General features: G+C 72.0%; 14 protein-coding genes. 8 read left to right on the top strand and 6 right to left on the bottom strand.

Going from position 1 to position 17367, the window contains the following annotated elements; translation table 11 throughout:
- Position 1: 1 nt before the first annotated feature.
- Together rpsI and ASG60_RS00215 are read left to right on the top strand one after the other, a co-directional pair.
- Complete coding sequence (gene rpsI, locus ASG60_RS00220; RefSeq protein WP_056171590.1) at positions 2-481, top strand: 30S ribosomal protein S9; 480 nt, start codon at positions 2-4, stop codon at positions 479-481.
- Between the two features lie 77 nt (positions 482-558).
- The gene (locus tag ASG60_RS00215) at positions 559-810 is read left to right on the top strand and encodes a hypothetical protein (protein WP_056265813.1); all 252 of its coding nucleotides are present in this window, start codon (positions 559-561) and stop codon (positions 808-810) included.
- A 6-nt stretch (positions 811-816) separates the two neighbouring features.
- Here ASG60_RS00215 and ASG60_RS00210 read toward each other — a convergent pair whose 3' ends face one another.
- From ASG60_RS00210 to glp, 3 genes are all read right to left on the bottom strand, one after another.
- Positions 817-3843, bottom strand: a complete 3027-nt coding sequence (locus ASG60_RS00210; protein ID WP_056383873.1) for an ATP-binding protein — start codon at positions 3841-3843, stop codon at positions 817-819.
- The gene (locus ASG60_RS00205; RefSeq protein WP_056172148.1) at positions 3836-4531 is read right to left on the bottom strand and encodes a TerC family protein; all 696 of its coding nucleotides are present in this window, start codon (positions 4529-4531) and stop codon (positions 3836-3838) included. The genes ASG60_RS00210 and ASG60_RS00205 overlap by 8 nt, the downstream gene beginning before the upstream one ends.
- Before the next feature lie 521 nt (positions 4532-5052).
- Entirely contained in the window at positions 5053-6303 is a 1251-nt protein-coding gene (glp, locus tag ASG60_RS00200) for a gephyrin-like molybdotransferase Glp (RefSeq protein WP_056356837.1), read from the bottom strand.
- 158 nt (positions 6304-6461) lie between these two features.
- Between glp and otnI the strand changes: the two genes are divergently transcribed.
- Positions 6462-7253: a 2-oxo-tetronate isomerase gene (gene otnI, locus ASG60_RS00195; protein ID WP_056302575.1), complete on the top strand. Its 792-nt coding sequence runs from the start codon at positions 6462-6464 to the stop codon at positions 7251-7253.
- Between the two features lie 34 nt (positions 7254-7287).
- On the opposite strand, the gene ASG60_RS00190 is transcribed toward otnI, so the two are convergent.
- From ASG60_RS00190 to tssH, 3 genes are all read right to left on the bottom strand, one after another.
- Positions 7288-8301, bottom strand: a complete 1014-nt coding sequence (locus tag ASG60_RS00190; protein ID WP_056356832.1) for a LysM peptidoglycan-binding domain-containing protein — start codon at positions 8299-8301, stop codon at positions 7288-7290.
- 116 nt (positions 8302-8417) lie between these two features.
- Positions 8418-8894 carry a type VI secretion system tube protein Hcp gene (locus tag ASG60_RS00185; RefSeq protein ID WP_056171580.1) on the bottom strand — a complete coding sequence of 159 codons (477 nt, stop codon included), beginning with the start codon at positions 8892-8894 and terminating at the stop codon, positions 8418-8420.
- Between the two features lie 66 nt (positions 8895-8960).
- Positions 8961-11636: a type VI secretion system ATPase TssH gene (gene tssH / locus ASG60_RS00180; protein WP_082531562.1), complete on the bottom strand. Its 2676-nt coding sequence runs from the start codon at positions 11634-11636 to the stop codon at positions 8961-8963.
- A gap of 243 nt (positions 11637-11879) precedes the next feature.
- Between tssH and tssA the strand changes: the two genes are divergently transcribed.
- The 5 genes from tssA to ASG60_RS21665 all read left to right on the top strand — a co-directional run bounded on the left by tssA (position 11880) and on the right by ASG60_RS21665 (position 17367).
- Positions 11880-12956, top strand: a complete 1077-nt coding sequence (gene tssA / locus ASG60_RS00175; RefSeq protein WP_056383869.1) for a type VI secretion system protein TssA — start codon at positions 11880-11882, stop codon at positions 12954-12956.
- A 120-nt stretch (positions 12957-13076) separates the two neighbouring features.
- Positions 13077-13613: a type VI secretion system contractile sheath small subunit gene (tssB, locus tag ASG60_RS00170; RefSeq protein ID WP_056171576.1), complete on the top strand. Its 537-nt coding sequence runs from the start codon at positions 13077-13079 to the stop codon at positions 13611-13613.
- A gap of 2 nt (positions 13614-13615) precedes the next feature.
- Complete coding sequence (gene tssC, locus ASG60_RS00165; protein WP_056383867.1) at positions 13616-15109, top strand: type VI secretion system contractile sheath large subunit; 1494 nt, start codon at positions 13616-13618, stop codon at positions 15107-15109.
- Between the two features lie 7 nt (positions 15110-15116).
- Positions 15117-16529 (top strand): type VI secretion system contractile sheath large subunit, encoded by a 1413-nt coding sequence (tssC, locus tag ASG60_RS00160; protein ID WP_244476540.1) that lies wholly within the window; start codon positions 15117-15119, stop codon positions 16527-16529.
- Positions 16530-16557: 28 nt separating this feature from the next.
- Entirely contained in the window at positions 16558-17367 is an 810-nt protein-coding gene (locus ASG60_RS21665; protein ID WP_156398740.1) for a type VI secretion system accessory protein TagJ, read from the top strand.

The raw sequence follows: 17367 nt of genomic DNA, 5'->3' as shown, positions 1-17367 counted from the left end.
CATGGCGACCCTTCAGTCCCTCTCCGACCTCACCCGCGGCAACGTCGAGAACCCCGAGGACGCCGCCCCGGTCCACGTGCAGAAGCTCGATGCCCAGGGCCGCGCCTACGCCACCGGCAAGCGCAAGGACGCGGTCGCCCGCGTCTGGATCAAGCCCGGCAACGGCACCGTCGTGGTCAACGGCCGCGCCGTCGAGGTGTACTTCGCCCGCCCCGTGCTGCGCATGATCCTGCGCCAGCCCCTCACCATCGCCAACCGCGTCGACCAGTACGACATCACCGTGACGGTGCATGGCGGCGGTCTCTCGGGTCAGGCCGGCGCCGTGCGCCACGGCCTGTCCAAGGCCCTGACCTACTACGAGCCCGAGCTGCGCTCGCCGCTCAAGCGCGAGGGCTTCCTCACCCGCGACAGCCGCGTGGTCGAGCGCAAGAAGTACGGCCGCAAGAAAGCCCGCCGCAGCTTCCAGTTCTCGAAGCGCTGATCGGCCCATATCGGTCTTACGAAGAGGGCGGCGTCACAGCCGCCCTTTTTGCGTTCACTCAGCAGGAGCAGCCCGCGATGGCAAAACCCTTCCGGCGCGTCGAGGCCCCCGTGGCGAGCGCCGTCACCCTGTGCCTCGACCAGAAGGGCGGCGACGTGACGGGCGAGGTCAAACTCGCCGACGGCCGGCTGTTCAGCACCACCGGGCCGCTCCCCGTGGCCGAGGCCTTCGGCATCGCCGTGCATGTGGCCAACGAGGGCAGCCTCGAGATCGTGGTGATCGATCCCGGCGCCGTGTGGAAGCCGTCCTGGGGCGTGCTCGAAGGGTAGGGCCCTTTACGGGCGCGCGTCCGGCCCGGATGCGCGCTGCGACAGCAGCCCGTCGATGGCGGAGAACAGCAGGGCCCAGTCCACGGGTTTGGCCACGTGGGCATCCATGCCGGCCGCCCGGCAGCGGGCGATCTCCTCCGCCATGGCGTTGGCGGTGAGCGCCACGATGGGCAGTCGCGCGCGGCCTTCGTCGGCCTCCGCCCGGCGGATCGCCCGCGTCGCCGCCAGACCGTCCTGGCCGGGCATCTGCACGTCCATGAGCACGAGGTCGAAGGGCGGCTCCGTCGCCACCGCGCTCACCGCCCGCTCGCCGTCGCCCACCACGGTCACGGCGTGGCCCTTCTGGCGCAGTACCGTGCCGATGATCTCCTGGTTGATGGGGTTGTCTTCCGCCAGCAGCAGCCGCCGCGCCAGGGGCGCCGGGGCCGTCAGCGCCGTCCGCCCGGTTCCGGCATCGGCCGCCTGCGCCAGGGGCAGGGGCACCGTGAACCAGAACGTCGAGCCCTCGCCCACCCGGCTGGTGGCGCCGATCTCGCCGCGCATGAGGCGCACGAGGCGGCGGCTGATGGCGAGGCCGAGGCCGGTGCCGCCGTATTGCCGCGAGATCGAGCCGTCGGCCTGCGAGAAGCGCTCGAACAGGTGGGGGAGGGCGTCGGCCGCGATGCCGATGCCGGTGTCGACCACCTCGATGGTGACGAGGGGCACGGCGCCGGTACCGCTGTGGCGCGCCCGCAGGGTGACGCTGCCGTCCGGGGTGAACTTGATGGCGTTGGTGGCGAGGTTCAGCACCACCTGCCGCAGGCGCGTCGGGTCGCCGATGAACCAGTCGGGCATCCCGGGGGGGACCTCGACGGAGATCGCCACGGACCGGCCCCGCACCGCCTCGACGGAAAGTTCGCGGCACGCCTCCAGGAGGGCGCGCAGGCCGAAGGGCAGGGATTCGACGGTGAGCTGCCCGGCCTCGATCTTCGAGAAGTCGAGGATGTCGTTGACGATGGTCAGCAGCGAGCGGCCCGATTCCTGGGCGAGGCCGAGGAGGCGGGTCTGCGAGACGCTCAAGGTCGCCTCGCCCATGAGCAGATCGTGGACGCCGAGCATGCCGGTGAGGGGCGTGCGCAGCTCGTGGCTCATGTTGGCGAGGAACTCAGCCTTCACCCGCGCGCCGGCTTCCGCCGCCACCTTGGCGCGCTCCAGGTCGGCTTCCTGGCGCTGGCGCTCGGTCACGTCCCGGATGGCGTGGATGATCTGGACGCCGTGCTCCTCGATGCGCCGGAACGCGGCCTCGACCCAGATGTCGGACCCGTCCTTGTGGCGCAGGCGATAGACCGCCGAGCCCGTGGGGCGCGCCGACGACAGGGCGTGCAGGGTCGCCGACAGGTTGGCGATGTCCTCCGGGTGGACGAGGGTGCGCAGGCCCGCCTCGTTGGCCTCGTCGACGGTGTAGCCGAGCATCGGCGTGACGGCGGGCGAGATGTAGAGGTGGCGCCCGCTCGGGTCTTCGAGGAGGATGAGGTCCGAGGCGTGGTCGGCGAGCAGCCGGTAGCGCGCCTCGCTGTCGCGCAGGCGGTCCTCGGCGAGGCGCCGCTCGGTGACGTCCGTGAGGGTCTGGACGTAGCCCTTGCCGCCGAGGATCGGCAGGGAGCGGATCTCGATGACGCTGCCGTCGACGCGGCGCCGCTCGGAGCGCAGGTCCGTGGTGCGCCGCTCGCCGTCGAGGTGCCAGTGGGCCGGGTCCTGGATCAGGACGCCCCAGGCGCCCGTGGCGCGGCAATGCCGGCGCACGGCCCGGTAATCCGGGCGCCTGGCGATCATCTCGGGCGGCAGGCGCAGGATCTCCAGGGCGCGGTGGTTGGCCATGGGCACGGTGCCGTCGGCGGCGATCACCATCAGGCCCTGATCGATGCCCTCCAGGGTCGCCTCGAGGAGTTCGGACTTGTCGGCCAGCGCCCGCTCCACCTGCTTGCGGTCGGTGAGGTCGGCGAACACCCCGAACAGCGCATGGGTCGCCTCGGCGCCGCCCGCATCGGTCACCTGATAGACCCCGCGGGCGAACACCTCGCGCACGTCGCCGTCCGGCCGGACGATGCGCAGGCGGATCTCGAAGCCGGCCCGGTCGCGGATCGCGGCGGCGATGCAGGCCTCCACGCGCGCCCGGTCGTCGGGATGGTAGGCCTGGATCGCCGCCGCCAGGGTCGGCACGAAGGTTGCCGGATCGACGCCATGGATGCGGAACACCTCCTCCGACCAGGTCAGCGCGAAGCCGGGCAGGCCGATGAGCCAGTGGCCGACATGGGCGACCTCCTCGGCCATGCCGAGAAGGTGGGTCGCGGCGTGCGCCTCCGCCTCGGCGGCCTTCAGCCGCGTGGTGTCGCGCAGGGTGATGCAGACGAGCGCGGCGCCCTTCGCCCCCCGGAGGGGAACGTAGAGCGCATCCGTGCTGTCGAGGCCACCGAGGCGCAGGCTCCCACCCTCCCTCCGCACCGGCAGGCCGGTGGCGACCGCGCGTTCGAGGTGGGGCCGCATGGCCTCGGCGTCATCGCGTGAGAACACGTCCGTGAAGGGCAGGTTTTCCGGGCAGGCCAAGCTTTCCGGGGAGGCCAAGCTTGCCGGGGAGGCTTGATCTCCGGGCTGCGCGAGGCGGCGGCGCGCGGCTGCGTTCGCCCGGATGAGGGTCGACCCGCCATCGGCGGCGACCGAGACGAGGAGCTGGAGATCCGGCGCCGCCTCGAAGGCGTCGAGGAAGCGGGCCTCGGCCGCGTCCGCCTCGGCCTTGAGCCGCCGGGTACGGCGTTCGGCCGCGATGGCGAGGCCGAGGAGGGCCGCCACCGACAGGCCGACGATCAGGGACGGGACGAAGCCACCGGCCAGCGCGAAGTCGAATCCGGCGACATCGACCACCGCCCGCTCGATCTCGGCCGTTCGGGCGAACTGCCAGCTGCCGAGCAACAGGATGGCGAGGGCAGCGGAGCCCGCCGCCCATGCGGCGGCGGAGAGGCGCGGACGATGGGGCGTGCCAGAGCGGTCTTCAGCCACGCTGCACCGCGTCGGCAGCCTGGGTCCGGCGCCGCGTGAGGAGGGCGGCGACGCCGATGACGAAGGCGGCGCAGGCCGCGGCCGCCCAGGTCGCGGCATGCGGCACCGCGGCGATCCGCTCGACCACGAAGGGGTCGGTGGCGATCATCTCGCCGGCGATCCAGCCGAGCAGGCCCGCGCCGGCCCAGACGATGGCGGGATACTTCTGGAGAAGGCGGCTGATGAGGGTGGCGCCCATGACGATGAGGGGAATCGACAGCAGCAGCCCGAACACGAACAGCTCCACATGCCCCTTGGCGGCGGCCGCGATGGCGACGACGTTGTCGAGGCTCATCACCGCATCCGCGATGGCGATGGTCCGAACCGCCCGCCACAGGGAGGTGCTCTCGTCCACCGTGTGGGCATCCTCGTCCTCGCCGAGCGCCAGCTTCACGGCGATCCAGACCAGCAGCACGCCGCCGACCACGCGCAGGAGCGGCACCGCGAGGAGCCAGGTGATCGCCAGGGCGAAGACGATGCGCAGGGCGACCGCCGTTCCGGCACCGAGCAGCATGCCGATGCGGCGCTGGCGCGGCGGCAGGGCCCGGCACGCCAAGGCGATGACCACGGCGTTGTCGCCGGAGAGCAGCAGGTCGATCCACACGATCTGCAGCACCGAGACGAGAAAGGGCGTGTCGAGGGTGATCATCGAAACCTTATGGGGCGTCGTCTGGCGGAAGCGGATGCCGTTCCGGGCGTGCGCCCGAACGGCGGACATGAGCCCGGTCTCGTACCGTCCCCGTGTGAAGTGCCTACTCGCGTGCCGTCGCGCCAGTGCTCCCTTACCGTCGCGGCTCGCGGATTCACACTTCTCGGCGCGACGCAGCCCTCACCCCAGCGGATTTCTGACGTGTCCGAGACCCGTCGAACGTCCGGGACGGCGTCGACGGTCCGGGCGCTTCGCCAGCCTCGGCCCGACGGGGACCTCGTCCACCCCGGTTGTCAGCCTGACGCCACACGGGCTGTGGACTCGGTTCCTCGCGCGGATGACGCGGGCCGCCACGCCTTACAAGAGAGTGAGCGCCCTCGTGCCTCACGCCGGCAGAGGGCGGCTTCCGACGCGCGCCCGCGGGCCCGTGTCCGAACCCGGTGCCCTCCCGGGGGAGGGCGCCCGCACCCGATCCCGTGGCCAGGCGGGTCGTCCCCTCAACGCCGCCCGCGACGGCAAGCTCACGCGAGGCTCGTATGGGGATAGACCGCGATCCCGTCGCCCACGCGCACGGCGGTCAGGTCCTCGGACAAGACGGCGAGGCCGTCGCTCGCCGCGAGGGACAACAAACCGCCCGCCGCCGCGCCCGCGGGCCGGACCGCCTCGAGGGTACCGTCGTCGGTTCGGCGCAGGCCGACGCGGAGGATTTCGCGCCGGCCGGCCTTCTTGGTGTGGTCGAAGGCGGCGCGGGCCGCGACCGCCAGGGGCGGGGGCGAGTCCCAGCCGCCGAGGCGGGCGAGGAGGGGACGCACCACGAAGAGGAGGGTGACGTAGGCGGCCACGGGATTGCCCGGCAGGCCGACGAACGGCGTTCCGGCGATGTCCCCCATGGCGACGGGGCGCCCGGGTTTGATGGCGAGGCGCCAGAAATCGAGCCGCCCGACGGCCTCGATTGCGGGGCGGACGTGATCCTCCTCGCCGACGGAGACCCCGCCGGTGGTGATGAGACAATCGTGCCGGCCGGCTTCCGCCGCGAGGCGCGCGCCGAGGGTCTCGGGCCGGTCGCGCAAAATACCGAGATCGCGCACGTCGGCGCCGAGGCGGCGCAGCAGGGCGGCGAGCATCGGCCGGTTGGAATCGTGGATCGCGCCGGCCTCGAGGGCGGCCCCGGGCTCGGCGAGTTCGTCGCCCGTGGAGAACAGCCCCACCAGGAGGCGCCGGCGCACGTCGAGCCGGCCGTGGCCGGCGGCGACCGCGAGGGCGATGTCGGCCGGGGTCAGGCGGTGGCCCGCGGCGACGATGCGCTGGCCCGTGCCGACATCTTCGCCTTTCCGGCGGCAATTGGCTCCCGGTGCCAGACCGGCCGGCAGCACGATCTCGTCACCGGTGCGGCGGACATCCTCCTGCATGAACACCGTGTCGGTGCCCTCCGGCATCGGCGCGCCGGTGAAGATGCGGATGGCGGTGCCGGGGAGGGCAATGCCGGTCTGCCCGGCGGCGATGCGGCCCCGCACGGGCAGGCGGGTCTCGCCCGTGGCGGCGAGGTCGACGGCCCGCACGGCGTAGCCGTCGACGGCGGAATTGTCGAAGGGCGGCACGTCGCGGCGGGCGGTGAGCGCGTGCGCCGCCACCCGGCCGTCGGCCTCGCCGAGGCTCACGCTCTCGATGCCGGCGCGCACGGGGAGGGCGGCGACGCGGGCCACGGCCTCGTCGAGGGACAGGGCGAGGGATCGTCCGCGACCCACGAGGCTGCTGTCGGTGAGTTGCGCCATGCCGCCGGATCCCGCTTCTCCGGCCCGAGCCCGAAGCGCGGACCGTTTCGGATCTGTACGCTGCCGGGCTAACCTGCCGACTCGCCAAGGGCAATGTGCGGGCACGCGGCCGGCCGGTTGCGAACGCCCTCTTCGAATGCCCGGGAGTGCCAGGACCCATGCCGCGCTTTGCCGCCAACCTCACCCTGATGTTCACCGAGGTGCCGTTCCTCGACCGGTTCGCCGCGGCGGCGCAGGCCGGCTTCACGGCGGTGGAGTGCCTGTTTCCGTATGGCCATCCGCCGGAGGCGATCGCCGAACGCCTCGCCCGGCACGGCCTGACCCTGGCCCTGTTCAACCTGCCGCCGGGCGATTGGGACGCGGGCGAGCGCGGCCTCGCGGCCTTGGCCGACCGATTCGCGGAGCTCCAGGCCGGCGTCGAGACGGCCTTGCCCTACGCCGCCGCCACGGGCGTCGCCCGGCTGCACCTCATGGCGGGCCTCGCCGACCCGCGCGACCCGGCGGCGCGGGACGCCTATCGCCGGGCCGTGGCATGGACCGCCGAACGGCTCGCCCGCGCGGGGCTCGACCTCGTGCTGGAGCCGATCAATCCCCGCAACATGCCGGGGTACTTCCTCGCTGATTTCGGGGCGGCGGCCGATCTCATCCGCGACCTCGCCCTGCCGAACCTCCGGCTCCAGTTCGACCTCTACCATTGCCAGATCCTGCACGGCGACGTGACCACCCGCCTGCGCGCCCTCCTGCCGCTGGTCGGCCACGTCCAGACCGCGAGCGTGCCCGCCCGCAACGAGCCCGGCACCGGCGAGATGAACGACGCGTTCCTGTTCGCCGAACTCGACCGCCTCGGCTACGCCGGTTTCGTCGGCTGCGAGTACAACCCCGCCGCCGGCACCGAGGCGGGCCTGGGCTGGTTCACCCCCTACCGGGCCGGGCAGATCGTGGGCGGGTGAGGCCGTCGTTCGCCCGCACCGCCGCGCGGCCGGATCAGCCGCCGATCCGCACCGGCGTGCGCGGCAGGGCCGCAGCGGCGAAACCGGCGGGCAGGCTGCGCCCGGCCACGGACGACCCGAGCATGGTCACGATGTCGGTGAGGCCGCCGCCCGGGGTCACGCACGCCTCCGACAGGATGGTTCCGACGAGCATCACCCCCGCGCTCGGCGAGGCGCTCGCCCAGGTCCAGGTCGACGGATCGTCGCCGCGCGCGCCCGTCGGGGCGGCCGCGCCCGCCGTGGCGCTCCGCGTCGCCCGCAACTCCACCGCGAGGGTGACGCCCTGACCCACGAAGGTGTGGTTGGCGATGCGGCCCGCGAAGTCCGGCAGGGTAATCTCCGCCGTCAGCACCGGCTCGCCGCGGGCGGTCACGCCCGGTGTCAGCCGGGCCTCGGGGGCTGCGACGGACGCCAGATCGAGCAGCGGCGCGTGGTAGCGCACCCGGGCGGCGCCGGCGTTCCAGCCCAGCCGGGTGCCGTGCGCGGCCAGGAGCCGCCCCAGCAGCATCGCCGACTGGGTCCGCGCCTGCGTCTCGGCGCTGCGAAGGCTGTAGTTCACCAGCGGGACAGGGCCGTTGCGCTGCAGCGCGATGGCGCCGCTGATCCGGAGCGTGGCGCCGAACGCCTCGCCCCGCACCGCGAGGCGCTCGTCCGCGAGGTGGAAGCCGTGTGCGAAATCGTTGACCAGGGTCTCCGCTGCCACGTTCCGGGCCAGGCCGTCGGCGATCGGCCCGGCCGCGCTCCCCCCGCCGCGCACCCCCGGCGAGCGCGTCGCCTGGCTGGCGGGCGCCCTCCGCTGCGTCGCACGCTCCCGGCTGGCGGGCAGGAAGATGGCCTGGCCCGGAACCAGCCGGTCCGGGTTGACGAGGGGCCGCTCGGTCATCGCCAGGATGTCCGGGCGATTGTTGAACGCGTAGAGATCGGGCCAGCGGGCGGGATCGCCGTAATGCGCCTCGGCGACACGCCAGAGCGTGTCGCCCGCCTTCAGCACGTAGCGGACAGGCTTCATCGGGTTCCCCGTGTTGGTCCGCCGCCGCGCCACGGGGCGGGCGAAGGCCGGATCTCGATCCACCCGAGCCGCACGCTGGCGCGGCCCGGTTCCGATGCGGGTGTGGCCGCGGCCCGTTAGGACGAGCGGGCGGTGGCGAGGTCGTAGGAGGCGATCATGGGTGATTGCTGCGCGTTCTTGTCGTCGAACGGCGTGTACTTCACGTCCATCTTGGTGAAGTTCAGCGTCACGGTCTCCACCGGACGGTCGCCCGTGGTGCCGACGGTGTAGCCGGCGATCAGCGTGTTGTGCAGCGTGAACTCGATGTAGGTGTCGCCGGGGTTTCCGGTGGTGACGAGGTGGATCGTCGCCGTCTTGCCGTTGCGGCCTGAGCAGGCCTCCTGGAACAGCTTGGTGGTGGAGCTGTCGCTGACCTTGGTCAGGGTGACTTCGCTCACCGTCGGCTCAGAGGCTTCGCGGTTCGAGGCGGAGCCCGCGAAGGTGTTCATGTTGCGCGTCACGTTCCAGTGCAGCGACTCGATGTCCATCCAACGCTTGTGCGTCTCGTGGGTGGCGTCGCCCTGGATTCCGTCGATCTGCAGGTAAATCGGCATGGTTTGGGCCCTGTGTCTCGTGTGGAGCGGTGTGGGCGGCGTCGCCCGGGAACGTTCGCCGGCGCCTTAGAGGGGGCGACCGTGCGAGGGTGCGACCGGGGGCGTCGCGGCCCCGGCGGTTGCGGCGGGGGCCCCGTCGGCCGAGGCGGTGAACTGTCCGTGGGACGCCACGCCGAGGGCGATCTCCCGCGGCACGCGTCCGTCGAGGGCGTGTTCGAGGATCAGGTCGGACAAAGCCGGCAGGATCTCGCGGGTCAGGGTGCCCTCGATGGCCCGCGCGCCGATATCCGCCGCGAGGCAGCGGGCGACGATCCGCGCCTCGACCCCGTCGTCCCAGACCAGCCGGGTCCCGTGCGAGGCCGCCGCGCGCTCGCGCACCCGCTCGAGCTGGAGCCGCGCGATCCGCGCCAGGATCTCGGGCGTCAGGGGCCGGTAGGGCACGATGGTCACGCGCCCGAGGAACGCCGGCTTGAAATGGCGCAGGAGCTCGGGCCGGATCGCCTCCACCAGGGCTTCGCCCTCCGGCATCGTCTCCGGGTCGGCCGCCAGCGCGGCGAGGGTCTCGGACCCGGCATTGGCCGTCAGGATCACGGTGGTGTTGCGGAAATCGACGTCGCGGCCCTCGCCGTCGCGCAGGGAGCCCTTGTCGAAGACCTGGTAGAACACGTCCTGAACGCTCGGGTGCGCCTTCTCGACCTCGTCGAGGAGCAGGATGCCGTAGGGCCGGCGCCGGACCGCCTCGGTGAGGACGCCGCCCTCGCCGTAGCCGACGTAGCCCGGCGGTGCCCCGATCAGGGAGGAGACCTTATGCTCCTCCTTGAACTCCGACATGTTCACGACGGTCAGGCTCGCCTCGCCGCCGTGCAGCGCCTCGGCCAGCGCCTGGGCGGTCTCGGTCTTTCCGACGCCGCTGGTCCCGACCATGAGGAACACGCCCGGCGGCTTGCGCGGATCGGCGAGGCCGGCGGTGGCGGTCCGCGTCGCGGCCGCGATCGTCGCGAGCGCGGCGTCCTGCCCGGTCACCCGCCGTTTGAGGCGCTCTTCCAGGGATTGCGAGGCAAGGGCCGCGTCGCGCAGGAGCCGCCCGGCCGGAATCCCGGTCCAGCGCGCGATCACGGCGGCGACGGCCTCGCGGTCGACCTCCCGGTGGACGAGGGGGGAGTCGCCCTGCAGCGCCGCGAGGTCGGCCGTCAGGGCGGCGTGCCGCTCGGACACGCCCGGACGCGCGATCTCCCCGGGGGCCTCCAGGGCCTCCAGGGCCTCGATCGCCGCGATCAGTTCCCGTTCCCGCCCGAGCCTGTCGCGGACGGCGGCGAGGCGCTCCTCCACGGCGCGGATGCGGGCGTCGAGTTCCCCCGACGATCCCGGCCCGCCGGTCCCGTCTCCCTTGGCCCCATCCACCTTGTCGCCGTCCCGGGCCCGCGAGATCCGCTCCGTCTCGAGGTATCGTGCCTCGGCCACGAGATCCTGCAGGGCGGCCGGGTCGGAGGAACGGCTGATCGCCACCGCGGCGGCGGCCGTGTCGAGCACGCTCACGGCCTTGTCGGGCAGCTGCCGCGCGGGCAGGTAGCGGGCCGACAGGCGCACGGCCTCGACGATGGCGGCGTCGCGGATCGTCACCCCGTGGTGGGCTTCGAGGACCGGCACGAGACCGCGCAGCATCCGCGCGGCGTTCTCCTCGCCCGGCTCGTCGACCTTCACCACCTGGAACCGGCGGGTCAGGGCCGGGTCCCGCTCGATGTGGCGCTTGTATTCGGACCAGGTGGTGGCCGCGATCGACCGGACCTCGCCGCGGGCGAGGGCCGGCTTCAAGAGGTTCGCCGCATCGCTGCCGCCGGCCTGGTTGCCCGCGCCGATCAGCGTGTGCGCCTCGTCGATGAACAGGATGACGGGTGTCGGCGCCGCCTTGCAGGCGGCGATGACCGCCATGAGCCGGCGTTCGAACTCGCCCTTCACGCCCGCGCCGGCCTGCAGGAGACCGAGATCGAGGGCACGGATGCACACGTCCGCCAGAGGAGCCGGAACCGCGCCGGCGGCGATCTGCAGGGCGAGCGCCTCGACGATGGCGGTCTTGCCGACCCCGGCCTCGCCCGTGAGGATCGGATTGTTCTGCCGCCGCCGCAGGAGGATGTCGATGACCTGGCGCAGCTCCGGCTCGCGCCCGATCACGGGATCGATCCGGCCCGCTCGGGCTTCGGCGGTGAGGTCCACCGTGTAGCGCTCGATCTCGGCGTCCTCGGGCGAACGGCCGTCGACCGGGGCGCCACCCGATTCTCGGACCGATGCCGGAACGGCCGCGGCCATGTCCGCCACCCGGCCCGGATCGACTCGAAGGGACGGGGCGATGTCCCGGACCGTGGCCCTGAGCGCGGTCGAGGTGGTCAGCGCCGAGACGAGGTCGGCCGCCGTGACCGTATCCCGGCCGTAGCGGAGGGAGGCCGTCAGCCAGGCCTCCTCGATCCACCCGATCGTCGCCTGCGACAGGGAGGGGGCGCCGCCGCCGCTGCGGCGCATCCGATCCAGTGCATGGGCGACCTCGTTCGACACCGAGGCGCTCCGGCAGTCGAGTTCGCTCAAGAGATCGGTGAACGGCCGGCATCCGTCGACGAGGGCCAGCAGCCAGTGCTCGACCTCAACCGCGCCGTGCTCGCGGGCGACCGCGAGGCCGACGGCCTTCTCCAGGGCCTGCCGAAGCGGCGGGTCCAGTCTTGCAACCACGACGTGAAGGTCGAATGTCGGCATGGGATCTCGTCTGCTCCGCCGCGCCGGACCATGAAGCCGCTGCGATCGCTGTCTTCGACTGGGGTTCAGCCTTGGTCGTGAAGGTGGAGTTCGAATTCTACTTGTGTCGTCAGGCTAGAGCGGCTCCGTCCAGTCGGATCCGAGCCGGGGTCCGCCGAACGCCCCGGGCGTCAGTTATTATAACTCTGCCGCGAGCGGTCAAGGCCTGTACAATCGTAGATAGATGCGCTTTATCGAGCGTCGATGCCGATCGATCTCGCCACCCTGTTGGAGCGTTTCAGTGGACCCGAGCCCGCCGGCTCGGATCTGAGGGCGAATCTCGGTTCGGACGCGCTGTACCTCCGGTTGAAGGATGCGCGGTCGCAGGCCCGCGCGGCGGAGCGCACCGCCGAGGCGTCGGGTGAGCCGACCTCGGTGCCCGCGGCCTGGACCACGGTCCGTCAGCTCGCCGCCGAGGCTTTGGCGAACCACAGCAAGGATCTGGAGGTCACCGCCTGGCTCACCGAGGCGCTCGTCCGGCAGGACGGCTTCTCCGGCCTGGCGCAGGGCTTCGCCCTGGTCGACGGGCTGATCGACCGGTACTGGCCCGACCTGCATTCGAACGACGAGGACGATGCGGAGGGCCGGCTCTCTCCCCTGGCCGGACTGAACGGCGTGGGCGGCGACGGGGTCCTGATTCAGCCGATCCGGATGATCTCGCTGCTTCCGAACCACGCCTACGGCGCGAACGCCCTCTGGCACATGCAGCGCTCGGGGCGGGAGGCCGACCGGTCCGGCCAGGATTTCCTAGAGGCGCGGGCGGCGGCGGGCTCCGAGGCCCTGCGCGCCCATGCCGACATGGCCCGCGCGGCCTACGAGGCGTTTCAGCGCATGAGCGCGACCCTCGATGCCTTCTGCGGCGCCGACGCGCCGCCATTGTCCAACATCCGCACGGTTCTGGAGGACGTCCTCGACGTCTACCGGAGGATGCTCGGCGAATCCTGGTACGGCCCGGCCGCGACCGTGGCCGTGCCGGTGCCGCAGAACGCCCCCGATCCGGCGCCCGCTCCCGACGGGCCGGCCGCTCGCCCGGCCCCGAAGGGCGTCCGGACCGAGATCGCGACGCGGGACGAGGCCTTCGACGAGCTCCTTCGGATCGCCGCCTATTTCCGCCGGGCCGAGCCGCACTCGCCGATCTCCTACGCCCTCGAGACCATCGTGCGGCGCGGCCGGATGAGCCTCCTCGATCTGCTCTCCGAGCTGATCCCGGATGCGGCGGGCCGGGTTCAGTTCCTCCGACAGGCCGGAATCGAATCCGGTGCCGAAAGGCCCGTGCCGTGAGGCCGTCCACGTCCGAAATTCCTGCCGGTTCGGCTCCGCCACGGATCGTCGCGCGCGGATCGCCGCGGCGCTCCCGCTGCCTAGATCGCCGTCCCGGCTCCAGCACAGGAAGAGGTCCGCGTGTCCAGCATTCATGAGAAGCTCGAACGCGTGCGCAAGCCGCGCGTGCATATCAAGTACGAGGTCGAGACCGAAGGCGCCCTGATCGAGAAGGAGCTTCCCTTCGTCGTCGGCGTGCTGGGTGATTTCACCGGCAATCCGGCGGAGCCGCTCAAGCCGTTCCGGGAACGCAAGTTCGTCCAGATCGACCGGGACAATTTCGACGAGGTCATGGCGCGCATGGCGCCCGGCCTCAACCTGCTCGTCGACAACACGCTCGCCGACGACGGGACGCAGATGGCGCTGAAGCTGCGCTTCAACAAGCTCGACGACTTCGAGCCCGCCGCCATCGTCAGGCAGGTGCCGGCCCTGGCCAAGCTGTTCGAGACCCGCAACGAATTGCGCGATCTCATGACCAAGGCCGACCGATCCGAGGATCTCGAGCTCCTGCTCGAACGCATCCTGCAGGACAACGGCGAACTGCGCCGCCTCGTCGGCGAACTCGACCGCGAGGCACCGGGCTCGCCGCCGACCCACACCCCCGACGGAGCTCTCTGACGATGTCGCGATCCGCCGATCCCCGCGCCCTCCCGACCACGGAATCGGTCACGGGCTCCACCAGCCTGCTCGATACGGCCATCGCGGCGACGAAGCAGACGGAGCCGGACCGGACCGAGGGCCTGTTGCGCACCCTCACGCAGACCGCCCTCGCGGGCACCGTGAGTTTCGACCGCAACCTCACCGTCACCCTGACCCGGGCCATCGCGGAGATCGACGCGCGGATCTCGCGCCAGCTCGCGGCGGTGATGCACGATCCCGAGTTCCTCAAGCTGGAAGGATCGTGGCGCGGCCTGAAATACCTCGTCCACAACAGCGAGACGTCGGCCAACCTCAAGATCCGCGTGCTCAACGTCTCGAAGCGCGAGCTCGGCAAGGATCTGCTCAAGGCGACGGAGTTCGACCAGAGCCAGATCTTCAAGGCGATCTACGAGAACGAGTTCGGCACCCCCGGCGGCGAGCCGTACGGCGCGCTCATCGGCAACTACGAGTTCTCGAACCACTTCGAGGACATCGAGATGCTGCAGGGGCTCTCGGGCGTGGCGGGTGCCGCGTTCGCGCCCTTCATCGCCGCCGCGAGCCCGAAGCTGTTCGGCTTCGAGGATTTCCGCGATCTCGCCCGGCCGCGCGACCTCGAGAAGATCTTCGACACGGTGGAATACGCCAAGTGGCGCTCCTACCGGGATTCGCCGGATTCCCGCTTCGTCACCCTGACCATGCCGCGCGTCCTCGCGCGGTTGCCCTACGGCCGAGAGACCCGCTCGGTGGACGAGTTCGATTTCGAGGAGACGCCCGGCGGGCTCGTCGGCGAGCGCACATCCCTCACCCACGCGCAGTATTGCTGGTCGAATGCCGCGTTCGTCCTCGGCGCCCGCCTGACCGACGCCTTCGCCAAGACCAGCTGGGCCACCGCCATCCGCGGCGCCGAGAGCGGCGGCAAGGTCGAATCCCTGCCGATGCACGTCTTCCAGAGCGACGACGGCGACCTCGACCTCAAATGCCCCACCGAGGTCGGCATCACCGACCGGCGCGACGCCGAACTCGGCAAGCTCGGGTTCCTGCCGCTCTGCCACTACAAGAACACCGATTACGCCGTGTTCTTCGGCGCGCAGACAACCCACAAGGCCGAGAAGTACGATCGCCCGGAGGCGACGTCCAACGCCGCGATCTCGTCCCGGCTGCCCTACATCATGGCCACCGCGCGCTTCGCGCACTACCTGAAGGTCATCGCCCGCGACAAGATCGGCTCCTTCATGGAGGCCGAGGACTGCGAGAAGTGGCTCAACCGCTGGATCGGCAACTACGTCAACGCCAACGACGACGCCGGCGCGGAGATGAAGGCCCGCTATCCCCTGCGCGAGGCCAAGGTCGAGGTCCAGGAAATCCCCGGCCGGCCCGGCTCCTACAACGCCATCACGTGGATGCGGCCCTGGCTGCAGATGGAGGAGCTCACGACCTCCCTGCGCATGGTGGCTCGCATCCCGCGGCAGGGCTGATCGCCCGGTGCTCGACGCGGACCGCGCACAGCCCGCATCGTCCTTCGGGGGGATGGGGCAGGCGGCCCCGTCCGATGGCGCGGCCGCGCGCAGGCAGGCCGACCGCCTCGTCGCGCTGATCGACCGCGCGCTCAACACGTCCGTCAACGCGATCCTGCATCATGCCGAGTTCCAGGCGTTCGAGGCGCGCTGGCGCGGCCTCGCCTACCTGGTCGGGGTGGCGGCCGAGACGGGCGACGTCCAGGTCAAACTGCTCTCGGTGTCCTGGCGCGACCTGTGCCGGGATTTCGAGCGGGCGGTCGAGTTCGATCAGAGCCGGCTGTTCGAGCTCGTCTACGCGCAGGAATTCGGCATGCCGGGGGGCGAGCCGTTCGGGCTGCTGCTCGGCGATTATGCGGTCGGCCACCGCTTCGATCCCGTCGACCGCACCGACGACATCGCCGCGCTCAAGGGCATCGCCGGCGTGGCGGCCGCGGCCTTCGCGCCGTTCCTCACCGCATTGCGGCCCGAAACCCTCGCGGTCGACGCCTTCACGGACCTCGACGGGCTGCCGCAGCTCGGCGGCGCCTTCGACGGGCCCGACTTCCTCCGCTGGAAGAGCCTGCGCGAGACGGAGGATTGCCGGTTCCTCGGCATCCTGGCGCCGCGCGTGCTCATGCGCCGGCCGCACCGCGCCCACCATCGCGGCCGGGTGGACGGCTTCCCGTTCGAGGAGGATGTGCGGGCCGATGGCCATGCCCTCCTGTGGGGCAGCCCGATCTACGCCTTCGCCCGGGTCGTCCTGCGCGCCTTCGGACTGTCGGGCTGGTTCGCGGACCTGCGCGGCGCCCCGCAGGACCAGGATGGCGGCGGCCTCGTCACCGACCTGCCGACGCTCTCCTTCGGCACCGATCGGCCGGGCCTCGCCGCGCAGCCCCCCGTGGAGATCCGCCTCACCGCCAGCCAGGAACGCCAGCTGTCGGACCAGGGCATCATCCCGGTGGGCTGGGTGCCGTTCACGGCCTCCCTGGTGTTCAACGCCAACCCGTCCCTGCATCGGCCGCCCCACAGCCTGGGCGCCGCGGCCGAGGAGAACGCCCGGCTCGCCGCCATGCTGCAATACGTGCTCTGCGCCGCGCGCTTCGCCCATACGCTCAAGGTGATGATGCGCGATCAGGTCGGGCGCCTCGGCGACGCCCCCGCGGTGGAGCGCCTGATCGTCGACTGGCTCGGCCGGTACCGCCTGGGCAACGACACGGCCGCTCCGGAACTGAAGGCGCGCTATCCCCTGCGCGACGCCGGCGTCGAAGTACGCGAGATCCCCGGCCGCCCCGGCGTGCTCGGGTGCACCCTGCGCCTGCAGCCGCATTTCCAGCTCGACGACGTCGCGGCGAGCTTCCAGCTCGTCGCCGAGGTCACCACCGCACAGAGCGGCGCGTGACGCCGTTTCCCCCGCCAGAGGCCTGACCATGACCACGACCGACGACGCGCCGACCGGTCTCGCCGACCTCCTCGACGCCGGGCGCCTCGACGATGCGATCGCGGTCGCCTCGCAGGGCGTGAAGGCCCGGCCGACGCAGGCCGCGGCGCGCCTCGCCCTGGCCGAACTGCTGGTGCTCGCCGGCGCCCTCGACCGGGCCGAAGCGCAGCTTCAGGTCGCCATGGAACACGCGCCGGCCGAGGCGACGGCCCTCGTCGCCATGCGCCACCTGCTACGGGCCGCCGTGGCGCGGGAGGCCTGGCACCACCAGGGCGCCCTCCCGGATTTCATCGACGGCCCGACCGCGCGTCAGGGGGAGGCGATGCGGTTGGCCCTCGCCGTGCGGGCGGGCGATGCCGCGGCCGCCGAGGCCGCACGCCTCGCCCTCGAGGCGATGCCGCCGATTCTGGCCGCCGTCGACGCGGGCGCGATGCAGGAGGTCCGCGACGTGTGCGACCTGTCTCAGGCCGGATTCGAGGCGCTGACGCTCGCCGGGCGCTACCTCTGGCTCGCGCCGGAGCGGGTCGAGAGCCTGGTGTTCGCGCCGCCCCGGCGCCCCACCGACCTGCTTTGGCGCCGGGCCGAGGCGCGCCTCGTGGACGGACGCGAGACCACCTTCCTCGTCCTGGCGCAGTATCACGATCCGGAGGCCGGCGAGGCGGCGCGTCTCGCCCGCGAGACCGCCTGGATCGACCTGCCCGGCGGCACGGCGCGGGGGCGCGGCCAGCGCGTCTGGCTCGTCGGCGAGGCGGTGCGCGAGTTCCTGAGCCTCGGCCGCGTCGCCTTCGCGCCGCGCTGA

Origin of the sequence: Methylobacterium sp. Leaf469, assembly GCF_001424745.1 — a bacterium.
In the GTDB taxonomy this organism is placed as follows: domain Bacteria; phylum Pseudomonadota; class Alphaproteobacteria; order Rhizobiales; family Beijerinckiaceae; genus Methylobacterium.
The sequence above is the reverse complement of the archived record's forward strand: the minus strand, read 5'-3'. Positions and strand labels throughout refer to the sequence as shown.

What these genes read in the sequence shown, in the direction of transcription:
- ASG60_RS21665 (WP_156398740.1), top strand. Translation starts at nt 16,558, where the DNA reads ATGACCACGACCGACGACGCGCCGACCGGTCTCGCCGACCTCCTCGAC.
- ASG60_RS00205 (WP_056172148.1), bottom strand. Translation starts at nt 4,531, where the DNA reads ATGATCACCCTCGACACGCCCTTTCTCGTCTCGGTGCTGCAGATCGTG.
- glp (WP_056356837.1), bottom strand. Translation starts at nt 6,303, where the DNA reads ATGGCGCAACTCACCGACAGCAGCCTCGTGGGTCGCGGACGATCCCTC.
- tssC (WP_056383867.1), top strand. Translation starts at nt 13,616, where the DNA reads ATGTCGCGATCCGCCGATCCCCGCGCCCTCCCGACCACGGAATCGGTC.
- ASG60_RS00215 (WP_056265813.1), top strand. Translation starts at nt 559, where the DNA reads ATGGCAAAACCCTTCCGGCGCGTCGAGGCCCCCGTGGCGAGCGCCGTC.
- tssH (WP_082531562.1), bottom strand. Translation starts at nt 11,636, where the DNA reads ATGCCGACATTCGACCTTCACGTCGTGGTTGCAAGACTGGACCCGCCG.
- rpsI (WP_056171590.1), top strand. Translation starts at nt 2, where the DNA reads ATGGCGACCCTTCAGTCCCTCTCCGACCTCACCCGCGGCAACGTCGAG.
- ASG60_RS00190 (WP_056356832.1), bottom strand. Translation starts at nt 8,301, where the DNA reads ATGAAGCCTGTCCGCTACGTGCTGAAGGCGGGCGACACGCTCTGGCGT.
- ASG60_RS00185 (WP_056171580.1), bottom strand. Translation starts at nt 8,894, where the DNA reads ATGCCGATTTACCTGCAGATCGACGGAATCCAGGGCGACGCCACCCAC.
- tssA (WP_056383869.1), top strand. Translation starts at nt 11,880, where the DNA reads ATGCCGATCGATCTCGCCACCCTGTTGGAGCGTTTCAGTGGACCCGAG.
- otnI (WP_056302575.1), top strand. Translation starts at nt 6,462, where the DNA reads ATGCCGCGCTTTGCCGCCAACCTCACCCTGATGTTCACCGAGGTGCCG.